Raw genomic sequence first — 12,643 nt, 5'->3', positions numbered from 1 at the left:
ACTATATTTCCTATAGGATCTTTTGTGCGTCCAACGCGGGCCGCACAGAGTGCAAGGGAGCACCGATGACCGAAGTCACGCCCAGCGGCGGAGCCCAGACCTGGGACGACGTCGACTGGAACCCCGACAGCTGGACCGCCGAGACCTGGCCGATCGCCACCTGCCTGCACGGCATCCCTCCGGTCGGCCGCGACGGCGTCGCGCTGCACGACGCGGCCCCCGAGGTCTGGGACGACATGTTCGCCCAGGTCGAGCAGGTCGGCTTCACCCTCGCCGAGCTCGCCGACAGCCACGTCCGCCCCGCCGATCTCGAGCCCTCGCGGCGCGACGAGTTCCTCAGCATCGCGAAGTCGCACGGCATCGGCATCCCCTCGGTGCACCTGCAGCGCCAGAGCGTGATCATGCCCGGGCACGAGGAGAAGAACCTCGCCTACGCGCACCGCACCATCGACGCGGCCGCCGAGTGGGGCATGCAGGTCTTCTCGACCGGCCTGCACCAGCCGTTCAGCGCGGCGCAGAAGCGCGCGCTCTGGTTCTGGACCGCCGAGGGCCCGAAGGACCCCGACGACCCGGACGTGTGGAACGCGGCCGTCAGCCGCATCCGCGAGCTCGGCAGGCACGCCGCCGACGTCGGGCTGCCCCTCGCGCTCGAGCTCTACGAGGACACCTACCTCGGCACCGCCGACAGCGCCGTCCGCTTCGTCGAGGAGGTCGGCCTCGACAACGTCGGCCTCAACCCCGACGTCGCGAACCTCATCCGCCTGCACCGCCCCGTCGAGGACTGGCGCGAGCTCTTCGCCAAGACCCTCCCCTACGCCAACTACATGCACGTGAAGAACTACACCCGTGACGAGTCGGCCGACGGCTCGTGGGCGACCTCGGTCCCCTCGACCATGGAGGCCGGGCTCATCAACTACCGCCAGGTGCTCCGAGATGCCGTCGAGGGCGGCTTCCGCGGAATCCTCCTGGCCGAGCACTACGGAGGCGACAGCCTCGGCATGTGCGGCACCAACCAGACCTACATCCGCTCGCTGCTGCCCCGTGCGGCGCGGACCTCGAACTAAGGAAGCACTGTCATGACCGAACGCAGAATCGCCGTCGTCGGCTCCGGCTACATGGGCGGCGGAATGGCCCAGGTGCTCGCGCTCTCGGGCGCCACCGTCGTCATCGCCGACATCTCCGAGGAGATCGCGCGCAGCAACTACGAGCGGCTCCTCACCGAGACCGCGCAGTTCGTCGCCGACGGGCTGTTCCCCGAGGACGCCGTCGAGCGCATCCGGCAGAACCTCTCGCCCGCCGCGTCGATCGAGGAGGCCGTCGCCGACGCCGACTTCATCGAGGAGGCGGTGCCCGAGAAGATCGAGATCAAGCACGAGACCCTGCGCCGCATCAGCGCCGCGGCCCGCGCCGACGCGGTCATCGGATCGAACACCTCGACCATCCTGATCGGCTCGCTCGCCGAGGCGGTCGCGAACCACGAGCGCTTCCTCGGAGTGCACTTCTCGAACCCGGCGCCGTTCATCCCCGGCGTCGAGCTGATCCCGCACGAGGGCACCTCCGAGAGCGCGATCGCGCTCGCCGAGGAGATCGTCGCGGCGACCGGCAAGGAGACCGCGCGGGTCAAGGACTCCACCGGCTTCGTGCTCAACCGCCTGCAGTACGCGCTGTTCCACGAGGCGACGCAGATCGTCGAGGAGGGCATCGCGACCCCCGAGGACATCGACACGATCGTCCGCACCACCTTCGGCTTCCGCCTCCCCGTCTTCGGCCCGTTCGCGATCGCCGACATGGCGGGGCTCGACGTCTACGCCTTCTGCTACGCCTCGCTGCAGACCCGCTGGCCCGAGCGCTTCGCGACTCCGGAGTCGCTGGCCGCACTGGTCGACGCCGGCAAGTTCGGCACCAAGTCGGGCGCCGGCTACCTCGACGTGCCCGCCGAGCGCACCGCCGACCTCATCGCCTACCGCAACCGCGCCTACGTCGCGATCAAGAAGCTGATGGACGAGCTCGGCCCGGCTCCGATCGCCTGACCCCCCGCACGAGACCCTCCGACACCGTCGTCAGAAAGGCACCCATGTTCCCCGAGTCCCGCACCGTCGTCCTCACCGGCGCCGCCTCCCCCCGCGGCATCGGCCGCTACTCCGCCCACCACCTCGCCGAGCAGGGCTGGAACGTCGGCATCATCGACCTCCAGGCCGAGGCGGCCGAGGAGGTGGCCGCCGAGATCGCCGAGCAGCACGGCGTGCAGGCCGCCGGCGCCGGCGCGAACGTCGCCGACGACGCCCAGGTCCGCGCCGCCTTCGACACGCTCGAGGCGGCGCTCCCCCCGGTCGTCGCCCTCGTGAACCTCGCCGGAGTCGCCTCGCCCGTCTCCTACCTCGAGGTCACCCCCGAGGAGTGGCAGCGGGTCATCGACATCAACCTCAACGGCGTGCACTTCACCACCCGCCGCGCGGTCGAGTCGATGGTGACCCGCGGAGTCGGCCGCGTCGTCAGCCTCTCCTCCGTCTCGGCCCAGCGCGGCGGCGGCACCTTCAGCAAGACCGCCTACTCGGCCGCGAAGGCCGGAGTCATCGGCTTCACCCGCAGCGTCGCCCGCGAGCTCGGTCAGCAGGGGATCACGGTCAACGCGATCTCCCCCGGCCCGATCGACACCGACATCATGGGCGGCACCCTCACCGAGGAGCGCAAGACGGCCATGGCCGCCGACGGCGTCCTCCCCCGCATCGGCACCCCGCGCGACATCGCGGCGGCCATCGCGTACCTCATCAGCGAGGACTCCGGCTTCGTGACGGGTCAGACCCTGAACGTCGACGGCGGCCTCTACATGCACTGACCCCCTCGGCACCGACCCCCTCGGCCCAGACCCTCAGATCGGAAACCTCATGAGCAAGCTCGTCGGAACGTGGTCGATCGGCCGCTTCATCTTCCTCGGCGTCGGAGTCCTCCTCGTCGGCATCGGCGCGGCGCAGATCCTGCCCGCGCTGGGCGCCTGACCCTCCGGGTCTCGCGCCACCTCCCTCCCTCCGCACCACTGGTCAACCCTCAAAGGAGAGTGCCTTGTCCACCCCTTCGCCGTCCGCGGCCCTCGGATCCACCCGTGATCCCGCACTGAAATCCGCCATCTCCAAGGCGTCCCGGCATCTCATGCCGATGCTCGTCATCCTCTACTTCGTCGCGTTCCTCGACCGCACCAACGTCGGGTTCGCGGAGGAGGCGCTCTCGGTCGACCGCGGCATCTCGGACGGCGCGTTCGCGCTCGGCGCCGGCATCTTCTTCATCGGCTACGCGATCTTCGAGATCCCGAGCAACCTGCTGCTCAAGCGCTTCGGCGCCCGCTTCTGGCTCGCCCGCATCGCGGTGACCTGGGGCATCGTCGCGGCGCTGTTCGCGTTCACGACCGGCGACACGATGTTCATCATCCTGCGCTTCCTGCTGGGCGTGACCGAGGCCGGCCTGTTCCCGGGCGTGATCATGTTCCTGTCGGAGTGGTTCCCCAACAAGGTCCGCGTGCAGATGTTCTCGATCTTCTACCTGGCGCAGCCGTTCTCGCAGATGCTCGGCGCCCCGCTCAGCGGCGGCCTGATCAGCATCGGCAACCAGATCACCCCGTGGGAGGGGTGGCAGGTGATGTTCTTCGCCGAGGGCGTGCTCGCGGTGATCGCCGGCATCGCGGCGCTGAAGTTCCTGACGAACTCGCCGCAGAAGGCGAAGTGGCTGACCCAGGGCGAGAAGGACTCGCTGACGGCCGCGATGGAGCGCGAGGACACCGTCCGGCAGGCCGACGGGCCGACCGGCATCTGGCGCGCGATGGCGAGCTGGAAGGTCTGGTACTTCACGGTCATCTACTTCTGCCTGCAGATCGCGGTCTACGGCACGACGTTCTACCTCCCGCAGCAGGTCGCGAACCTGATCGGCCAGGACGTCGGCTTCCAGGTCGGACTCGTCTCGGCGATCCCGTGGCTCGTCGGCCTCTTCGCCTGCTACTACGTGGGCAAGCACGCGAACACGATCCGCCGCCGCCGCTCCTGGGGCTCGCTGTTCTACATCTTCACCGGCCTGTCGATCTTCGGGTCGGCGTGGGCGGGAGCGACCAGCCAGCCGATCCTCGGCCTGCTGTTCATCACCCTCGCGGTGGCGAGCTTCCTCTCGGTCGGACCGATCACCTGGGCGTACCCGACCGCGTTCCTCACGGGCGCGGCGGCCGCGGCCGGCATCGGCCTCATCAACTCGCTCGGCAACCTGGGCGGCTTCGTCGCCCCGCTGATGCGCAACGGCTTCAACGAGGCCAACCCGACCGACAGCGGGGTCTGGGGAGTCGTCTCCCTCGGCGTCTTCGCGTTCCTCGCGGCCGGGATGATGTTCAGCACGAAGTTCTTCCGCGGCTCGAAGGCCGACGAACTCCTCGAGACGACGACCGTGCAGGCCCAGCACTGACCCGCTGACGCCTCACGGGCCCGGTCGCACACAGCGGCCGGGCCTTCGTCGTGCCCGCCCGGCCCACCTCCGGCTCGCAGAAACGAATTCGGCTCGCGGAATCGACCGATTCCTGCGAGCCGAACCGGTTTTGACGAGCCGAACACTTCCGCCGCCCCACCTCCGGCTCGTGAAACCACGTTCGGCTCGCCAAGAACCCCGATTCCTGCGAGCCGAACCGGATTCCGCGAGCCGAACGTCGGTCCGAGCGGCGTCAGCGCACGGAGTCGCGGCGCGAGCGCTCGCGCACCCGCTCGATGTGCGAGCGCATCGCCGCGGCCGCCGCCTCCGGGCCCGCCGCGAACGCGTCGACGATCGCCCGGTGCTCGAGCACCGCGTCGTCGGCGTCGCTCACGCCGGTCTGCACCGTCTGGCGCATGCGGTGCACCCGCGTCGAGATCGCGTCGGACATGTCGATCAGGAACGGGTTGTGCGTCCCCTCGAAGATCAGGTGGTGGAAGTTCCAGTCGACCGCGAAGTACTCCCGCAGCAGCTCGACCGGCAGCTCGCCGGCCGAGGAGGCGGCGCGCACCACGGCGGTCATCGCCTCGTGCTCGGCGAGCGCCTCCTGCAGCCGCGGCACGAGCGCCGCCTCGTGCGCCGAGGCGAGTGCGGCGGCGCCGCTCTCGAGCACGAGGCGCGCATCGAAGAGGGCGTCGAGCTGGTCGTCGGCGAGCGGAGGCGCGACCCGGTACCCCTTGTTGGCCACGCGGGTGACCAGGCCGGTGCGCTCGAGCTGCACGAGCGCCTCGCGCACGGGGGTCGGCGAGACGCCGAGCTCGCGGGCGACCGCGTCGATCGACAGCCGCATGCCGGGCTCGATGCCCGGGCCGAGCAGCACGTCGAGCACGCGGTCGTAGACGTGATCGCGCAGTCCGCGCCGCACGATCGACTCCGAACCGGAGAGGCGGAACACGGAGTCGCTCATCAAGGGCCTCGCGGTTTCGACGGTGGGGGAGGACGCCAGCATACGCAGTCGCGGGCGTCCGTCCCTGAAGAGCTAGGCCTTCTCGTACGCGACGATCTCGGCGACCTTCTCGGCCGACGCGCTGGTGGTGTCGAAGACGTAGCCGAGCCACTCGCGCACGTTGCGGCGCGCGAGCTCGATGCCGACGACGCGCTGGCCCATGCAGAGCACCTGCGCGTCGTTCGAGAGCACGCTGCGCTCCACCGAGAAGCTGTCGTGCGCCGTCACCGCCCGGATACCCGCCACCTTGTTGGCGGCGATCGCGACTCCGAGGCCCGTGCCGCAGATCAGCACCGCCCGGTCGGCGTCGCCGCGGGCGACCATCTCGGCCGCGGTCGTCGCGACCGTCGGGTACGCGGTGTGCCCGTCGGCGTCGACTCCCACGTCGACCACCGAGACCACGCGGTCGTCGCCCTCGAGATCGCGCTTGATGATCTCCTTGTAGTCGTAGCCGGCGTCGTCGGATCCGATGACGATCCTCCAGGTGGTGCTCACGATGTCTCCTCGGTCGAGTCGGTGGTGTCGGTCAGCAGCGCGGCGATCGTCTCGACGATCAGCGCGAACGAGATCGCTCCGGGGTCGGGGGTCCCGAGCGACTTCTCGCCGTGCGAGCGCGCCCTCCCGAGGCCGGGCATGAGGTCCGACGTCGCGTCGGCGGCGGCGCGGGCGCTCCCGGCGGCGGTGGTCCAGGCGGAGGCGAGCGCCTCGCCCGCCGAGACCCGCTCGGCCAGGGTGTTCACGAACGGCACGAGGGCGTCGACCATCGTCTTGTCGCCGATCGTCGCCTTGCCGTACTCGCGCACCGCGTCGGAGGCGGCGGTCGCCCCCGCGGCGACGTCCTGCGCGGTCACGGCGCTGTCGTCGCCGAGCGCACCGCCGAGTCTGGTCAGGATCACGCCCCAGAGTGCACCGGAGGTGCCGCCCGCCCGGTCCGACCAGGCGTCGCCCGCGCGGGCCAGCAGCGACTGCGCGCCGGCGCCGCGCTCGAGGACGGCGGCGGCCTCCTCCGCGGCGGCCCGGGCGCCGCGCTTCATGCCGATGCCGTGGTCGCCGTCGCCGGCGATCGAGTCGAGGCGCCCGAGCTCGTCGGCGTTCTCGTCGATCACCTCGCGGACGGCGGTCAGCGCCGCCGACAGCACGACCGCGGCGGCGCGCGACTCCTCGCTCGCGGACGGCAGCTCCTCCTCGGCGACCTCCTCCGACGAGGCGGCGACGGCGACGAGCGCCCCGCCGTCGACCGACCCCGTGCGGTAGGCGGGGGTGTCGCTCGGAGCGGTCCAGAGGGTCTCGAGCTCGTCGTCGACCCAGAAGAGGGTGAGCGAGACGCCGGCCATGTCGAAGCTCGTGCAGAACTCCCCGACCTGCGGGTCGACGAGGGTCACGCCGCGCGCCTCGAGGAGGTCGGCGACGGTGCTGTAGACGACGAAGAGCTCCTCGCTCTTCACCGAGCCGAGCCCGTTGAGCACCGGCACGACGCGGGCCCCGTCGAGCGAGACGCCCTCGGGGATCTCGGCGTCGGCGAGCAGGTGGGTGACGAACAGCTCGCCCAGCTCGGCCGCGCTCGGGATGTCGACCTCGTCGATTCCCGGCTCGCCGTGGATGCCGAGACCCACGGCCATCCGGCCCTCGGGGACGGTGAAGAGCGGCTCCTCCGCGCCCGGCAGCGTGCAGCCGGTGAAGGCGACGCCGAGTGAGCGCGTGCGGTCGTTGGCCGCGATGGCGACCCGTTCGACTCCGTCGATGTCGTAGCCGGCGGCGGCCGCGGCCCCCGCGACCTTGAAGACCGTGAGGTCCCCCGCGATCCCCCGGCGCTTGTGCGCCTCGGCGGGCGCCGCGCTGAAGATGTCGTCGGTGACGGTCACGGTCCGGCAGTCGATGCCCTCGGCGCGCACCACGTCCTGTGCGGCGGTGAAGTGCAGCACGTCGCCGGCGTAGTTGCCGTAGCTGAGCAGCACGCCGCGGCCCTGCTCGCTCGCGCGGATCACGCCCTCGACCTGGTGCGCCGACGGCGAGGCGAAGAGGTTGCCCATCGCGGCGCCGTGCGCGAGGCCGGGTCCGACGAGGCCGCCGAACGCGGGGTAGTGGCCGGAGCCGCCCCCGATGACGACCGCGACCTCGGGCTGCTCGGAGCGGGTCGAGCGCGAGACGCCTCCGACGACCTTGCGCACCCAGCGGCCGTTGGCGCGGACGAAGCCGTCCACCATGTCGTCGGCGAAGTCGGCCGGTTCGTTCCACAGTCGGGTCATGCTCGTCGTGCTCCTCATCATCGAGTCGTGCGGCCCCGCGGCGGCACAGAATCGATCCTATAGGATTTTACCCCTGACGGCTATCCGACATCGGCGCCACCGAGGCTGAGTGGGGTCGCCTGCGTGTGGTTCAAGATCGGGTCGCCGGGAACGCGGCCCAAGGGCTTGCGGCCCCTTCTCACACGCTTGGGGTGTCTGCGGGCGACGATGGACGATTGTCCGGCCCCTAGTGAGTTCCAGACCCTGAAGCGCAATCGATCGTGGGCAGCTCAAGTGTCCGCTAGGCCGACCGCGGATAGCCGTAGCGAGCGTGTCCGACTCCGCCCCCTGCACCGCGCCGGACTCAGTTGTTCTCGCTGCCCACACCGAGCGACGGCACTCGCCGGCGACACCCGGTCACCCCGCCGATTGATCCGCGCCTCGACGAGCGCGCCGCGGCGGGTATCGCGCTAGCCACATCTTCGCGCGAGACCAATAGTAGCGCGGATGCTTCGAGACAATCGGTACTGGCCTGATGAACTTTTCCCAAGCGGCCATCTGGCTGGCAGAGTCGTTCGGTTGCCCACTACTCGAGAGCTCCGCCTTGGATATTCGGCTTGCGGTACGATGTACCGGTCCGATCACTGAGTCTGAGCGGATTCTCTAATACGAAGGTAGGCGGACTGATTCGAATTTCAATTCCTCGACGCAAGATACCGTGGAGTAAGAAATCCGCGCTTCAAGTGGTCGGTCTCGGCGGCCGCAGTCATTTTGGTGATGGGACTTATCGGCCGTTTCTCCAGTTTTGTGTACTTCGCGATACCGGTGGTGGTCGCGGTGCTGACCTGGCTTGCGACCTACGTGATCTACCGCGATCCCTGGGGAAAACTTTCCCGGCCGATGTTCCTCCGGTCTGCGCTGGCAGCGGTCGCGCTATTCTTCCCGGCAAGCCTCGTGTACTATCCCGCCGGACCCTTTCTCCTTACCGCGGCGATCACCACGTATGTCGGCTTCTCGTCTCGGCGTCGAACAGTGATTGCTGCTGGAGTCGTAGTCGCGGTGCTCTCCGCAGCGCAGGGCAGTCAAGTTCTTCAGCTTTTTCTCGTGCCTGCCGCCGATGAAGGGGCTGCTGCTCTCGGCGAGATCGTGGCGCTTGAGCGCACGTCAGCCCTCCTCACCGGAGGCATCCTTCTGATAGCCGGCGTGATGCTCATCTGGCTCGAACACCGGGCGAAACGGTCTGTAGAGAGCAGGTGACCCCTCCTCAGGAGGGGTCACCATGTCCATGTCCATCAGAAGTCGGTCGAGTTCTGTTGACTTCGTAGTCTCCAATTCGACTCGTCTCGCTGCTGACGGGTTCGACTTCTCCGCCAGTCGAATCCCAGCTCTCACCGCGCTGGTACTCTGCAACGAGGTCATCAATGACTTCGCTGGATGCGCCCCGCTCCTGATACCAGGCTCGAATGGACGACGTCGCGTCAGTATTTGCGACTGTGTCATCCGCTTGCGAGACCGGTGCGACTAATGCTGCACACAACACCGCGATTGCACCGATTCCATACTTTGTAGTTTTCGACATGATTCCCTCCCATATCAACCTGTTGTGGCAACTGGCCTGCTCTCTTGCGATGCGACTCGTCAACAGCGGTGGTCTGATCCGACTGGACGCATCGCTGCTATCGCGGGGATCGAAACGCTTGCTGGCAATTTCCTGAGCGAGAGTGTCTCGCTGTCCATACGCCCCAAAATGGGTGTCCATTAGGGGGACGGAGTCAGAAGCGTTAGAGAGGCGCGGTACGCGTCGTTCACTGAAAGCTCATCGACCGGACCAAGTTGTCCGAAAGTTGAAGATGGCAAACATCTTCGATGGCGTCTGTCCCGTCGAGTAGGCGGATTCGACGGGACGATGAATTGGTTCGATACGAATCGTCCCGTCGTTGTGCCACGTTGATCTGAGCAGTACCAACGGATACGTCTACGGCGTCTCACTTCGGTACCAGGGCGAGCCGCCGCTGGAGCGTGCAGGTTCGACGTGATCGTGTCGATATCGCGGAGGAGTGAAGTGAGCGCAGGGCGAGAGCAGCGCCGTGGCCGGGCCGCTGGTGTCCAGTGCGCCTGGGCCGAGGCAGGCCGCCGGAGTTCCTGGTGCGGCTCTGCTCGATCTGAGAGGGACGTCTCGACCACGGAACTGCCGAGTTCTCGCGTTCAGCGCGGGATCCTGATCACGCAGAGCACTCTCGCTCGAGCGTGACAGAGGCCACAGCTGGCCACGACGACGGCATCTCCGATACACGCAACGGTCCCCGCCACCTGGCCGCTCGTGGAGCTCGCGCGGTAAGAGTGAGGTACGAGAGATGAGGCGCAGATGTCACTGGCAACCGGAACGTCGACGCGGTCAGCTGCCGTCGAAGAGGACACGGTCGTCGAGTACGACATCGTGCGCGAGAGGGCGACTCGCCTCATTGCCGCCTAGGTCGCCCGGATGCCGGAAGAACCCTCGGATCCGGCCCATGCCGCCGGGATGCAGCGCATGATCGCAGTTCACCGGGCCGCCCGCGCCGTACCGACTCGTGTCTTTCGCTGAGATCGCTGCGGCCACCGCTCGCTTCGACCGCGAGCTGCAGGAGCTGCGCGCGAGGTGTCCGCGGGGGACGGCTACACCTAGGCGCTGACTCACCCACTCGAGGAACTCGTTCTGCAGCTTCGGCTCGAGGGCGTCCATCAGCGTGTCGCCTCATCGGTGACGCGCTCGCGGAGAGTCTTGTCCTCGAAGTAGGGGAGCCTGCGGACGGGGGCGTTGCTGTCACCGAGGACGATCGCGTGCCGCGGGTCCATCTGGGACAGCTCCGACACCGACATCACTCTCGGCGCCGGGTCCGGTGAGTCGACCTCGACGCGCCGAAGTGACCGTAGGGGACGCTCGGGGGCTCCTCGTCGTACTCGCCGAGGATCTTCGAGATCCCCTCGAGGAAGCGTTCGTCTATCGAACCACCGCCGAACACGGCGGGGTTCGCTGCGTCCCAGAAGGTCCCGAACCGGGTCTCGCCGAACAGATTCTCGGCCTGGGAGATGAACGGGAAGTAAGCGGAGACGACCATGCCGAGGGAGCCGTAGTAGGAGAACAGCTCGGGCAGCTCGTCCACTTCACGAGGTTCGCGCACTCGTCGAGCTCGACGACCAGCGGCGCCGGCAGCCGACGACGCGTGGTCGCGTACGCGGCCTTCTCGGCCGCGCGGCACACGATCCGCACGAGGGTCGTCATCAGCGATTCGCTCGCCACCCACCGGTGCGCCTCCGCGACCGACAGCTCTTCCAGGGCCGTGGCGAGTAAGCAGCACGCGAGCAGGTCGCGGCGGTGGGTGTCGAACCGGGCGTGCCCTACTGCCGGCCGACCGCCAGCGCCTCCTCCTCCACGTCGAGGAACGCCAGCGCACTGACGACCGCGGGCTCCTGGTAGCGGCCCTCCGCGCGCGCCTTGAGCACCGCCTCCCGCTCGGCCTCGATCATCACGCGGCGCAGCCGGTTGTACGAGCGGGTGAGCGGCTCGCCGTCGGCCGGCGGGTTCTCGAGCGCATCGGCGAGGAAGGTCGCGTTCCGCCGCAGCCGGTCGAGCACCCGCTCCTCGATCCCGTCCTGCGGCTCCGCATCGAGCCGCGCGAGCCCGGCGGTCTGCGCCTCGGCCAGCAGCATCTGCTTCTCGACGTGCTCCTGCATCTCGTTCGGAGGCGGCAGCCTGAGCGCGCGCACGAGGCGCGGCAGGGCGAGGCCCTCCACGAGCGTGCCCGCGACCACCACGAAGGCGAGGAACTGCAGGAACGCGCGCTGCGGCGTCTCCTCGGGTAGGAGGAACGCGGCCGCGAGCGTCACGACCCCGCGGATCCCCGCGAACGAGACGCCGATCGCGGTCGGCCACGTCCAGCCCCGCTGCTGCAGCCTGCGCGGCCCGTGCCGGAACAGGATCGTGGTCATGCACATCCACAGCACCCGGCTGCCGATCAGCGCCGCGAGGATCGCCGCGCTGATGCCCACCGTCTCCCAGACCCCGATGCCCGAGTCGGCCGTGGCCTCGACGACCGAGGCGAGGCTCAGCCCGATGAAGAGGAACACCGCGTTCTCGAGCAGGAACTGGATCGTGCGCCAGTTGAGCGACTCCGCGATGCGCGCCTGCGCCGACTGGATCACCGGCGAGCGGAAGCCCAGGAACAGCCCGGCGACGACGACCGCGAGCACCCCCGAGCCGTGCAGCAGCTGCGCCGGGATGAACGCGACGTAGGGCGTCACCAGCGAGACGCTCGTGTCGAGCACCGAGGACTGCACCTGCTTGCGGACGACTCCGAGCACGAGGGCCACGACCACTCCGACACCCGCGCCGACCACGACGGCGAGCACGAAGTCGAGGGCGATGCCGCCGGGGGTGACGGTGCTCACGATCGCGAGCAGGGAGGCGTTCAGCGCGACCAGCGCCGTCGCGTCGTTGAGCAGGCTCTCGCCCTCGAGCACGGTGAGCATGCGGCGGGGCAGGCGGAGGCGCCCCGCGATCGCCGTGACCGCCACCGCGTCCGTCGGCGCCACGATCGCCCCGAAGGCGAGGGCCGCGGCGATCGAGATCGCCGGGACGACGGCCCACGCCACCGCGCCGACGACGAGCACCGTGAACACCACGAGTCCCACCGAGAGCAGCAGGATGCTGTCGCCGCGGGCCCGGACGTCGAGGACGGAGGTGCGGATGGCCGCCGCGTACAGCAGCGGCGGCAGGATCCCGTAGAGCACCACATCGGGCTCGACGACGACCTCGGGGATCCCGGGGACGAAGGAGGCCAGCGCCCCCACGAGCACCAGGGCGACCGGAGCCGACCAGCCCGCCCGCCCCGAGAGCCCCGTCACGATGACGGTGACCACGACGAACGAGACGATCCAGATGATCGCGACGACAGGCTCCTCCACGACGGCACCCCTCCCCGGCGCACCGCGCCTC

The 12,643-nt window shown here is 69.0% G+C and carries 13 protein-coding genes; 6 read left to right on the top strand and 7 right to left on the bottom strand.

What is annotated here, in order from left to right; translation table 11 throughout:
• The first annotated feature begins 65 nt into the window (after positions 1-65).
• The 4 genes from GSU68_RS01460 to GSU68_RS01445 all read left to right on the top strand — a co-directional run bounded on the left by GSU68_RS01460 (position 66) and on the right by GSU68_RS01445 (position 4,437).
• A complete protein-coding gene (locus GSU68_RS01460) occupies positions 66-1,064 on the top strand; it encodes a sugar phosphate isomerase/epimerase family protein (protein ID WP_159905358.1) in 999 nt (332 codons plus the stop codon).
• A 12-nt stretch (positions 1,065-1,076) separates the two neighbouring features.
• Positions 1,077-2,030, top strand: a complete 954-nt coding sequence (locus GSU68_RS01455; protein WP_159905357.1) for a 3-hydroxyacyl-CoA dehydrogenase family protein — start codon at positions 1,077-1,079, stop codon at positions 2,028-2,030.
• A 44-nt stretch (positions 2,031-2,074) separates the two neighbouring features.
• Complete coding sequence (locus GSU68_RS01450; protein ID WP_159905356.1) at positions 2,075-2,836, top strand: SDR family oxidoreductase; 762 nt, start codon at positions 2,075-2,077, stop codon at positions 2,834-2,836.
• A 311-nt stretch (positions 2,837-3,147) separates the two neighbouring features.
• A complete protein-coding gene (locus GSU68_RS01445) occupies positions 3,148-4,437 on the top strand; it encodes an MFS transporter (protein WP_159905355.1) in 1,290 nt (429 codons plus the stop codon).
• Positions 4,438-4,690: 253 nt separating this feature from the next.
• On the opposite strand, the gene GSU68_RS01440 is transcribed toward GSU68_RS01445, so the two are convergent.
• The 3 genes from GSU68_RS01440 to GSU68_RS01430 form a co-directional block, all read right to left on the bottom strand.
• Positions 4,691-5,404 (bottom strand): GntR family transcriptional regulator, encoded by a 714-nt coding sequence (locus GSU68_RS01440; protein ID WP_159905354.1) that lies wholly within the window; start codon positions 5,402-5,404, stop codon positions 4,691-4,693.
• Positions 5,405-5,476: 72 nt separating this feature from the next.
• Positions 5,477-5,938 (bottom strand): ribose-5-phosphate isomerase, encoded by a 462-nt coding sequence (locus tag GSU68_RS01435; protein ID WP_159905353.1) that lies wholly within the window; start codon positions 5,936-5,938, stop codon positions 5,477-5,479.
• Positions 5,935-7,689 (bottom strand): dihydroxyacetone kinase family protein, encoded by a 1,755-nt coding sequence (locus GSU68_RS01430; protein WP_159905352.1) that lies wholly within the window; start codon positions 7,687-7,689, stop codon positions 5,935-5,937. Before GSU68_RS01430 ends, GSU68_RS01435 begins: the two co-directional genes overlap by 4 nt.
• Positions 7,690-8,445: 756 nt before the next feature.
• On the opposite strand from GSU68_RS01430, the gene GSU68_RS01425 reads away from it, so the two are divergent.
• The gene (locus GSU68_RS01425) at positions 8,446-8,925 is read left to right on the top strand and encodes a hypothetical protein (RefSeq protein ID WP_159905351.1); all 480 of its coding nucleotides are present in this window, start codon (positions 8,446-8,448) and stop codon (positions 8,923-8,925) included.
• 206 nt (positions 8,926-9,131) lie between these two features.
• On the top strand, positions 9,132-9,383 hold the full coding sequence (locus tag GSU68_RS01420; protein ID WP_159905350.1) for a hypothetical protein: 252 nt from the start codon (positions 9,132-9,134) through the stop codon (positions 9,381-9,383).
• Between the two features lie 680 nt (positions 9,384-10,063).
• Here the strand turns inward: GSU68_RS01420 and GSU68_RS01415 are convergent.
• The 4 genes from GSU68_RS01415 to GSU68_RS01405 all read right to left on the bottom strand — a co-directional run bounded on the left by GSU68_RS01415 (position 10,064) and on the right by GSU68_RS01405 (position 12,612).
• Positions 10,064-10,390, bottom strand: a complete 327-nt coding sequence (locus tag GSU68_RS01415) for a hypothetical protein (protein WP_159905349.1) — start codon at positions 10,388-10,390, stop codon at positions 10,064-10,066.
• The gene (locus GSU68_RS20015) at positions 10,390-10,521 is read right to left on the bottom strand and encodes a hypothetical protein (protein WP_279631048.1); all 132 of its coding nucleotides are present in this window, start codon (positions 10,519-10,521) and stop codon (positions 10,390-10,392) included. The genes GSU68_RS01415 and GSU68_RS20015 overlap by 1 nt, the downstream gene beginning before the upstream one ends.
• A gap of 5 nt (positions 10,522-10,526) precedes the next feature.
• Positions 10,527-10,811: a TraM recognition domain-containing protein gene (locus GSU68_RS01410; protein ID WP_159905348.1), complete on the bottom strand. Its 285-nt coding sequence runs from the start codon at positions 10,809-10,811 to the stop codon at positions 10,527-10,529.
• Positions 10,812-11,046: 235 nt separating this feature from the next.
• Positions 11,047-12,612, bottom strand: a complete 1,566-nt coding sequence (locus GSU68_RS01405) for a cation:proton antiporter (RefSeq protein WP_159905347.1) — start codon at positions 12,610-12,612, stop codon at positions 11,047-11,049.
• Between the last annotated feature and the right edge of the window lie 31 nt (positions 12,613-12,643).

The organism is Rathayibacter sp. VKM Ac-2759 (genome assembly GCF_009834225.1).
Lineage (GTDB): Bacteria > Actinomycetota > Actinomycetes > Actinomycetales > Microbacteriaceae > Rathayibacter.
The sequence above is the reverse complement of the archived record's forward strand: the minus strand, read 5'-3'. Positions and strand labels throughout refer to the sequence as shown.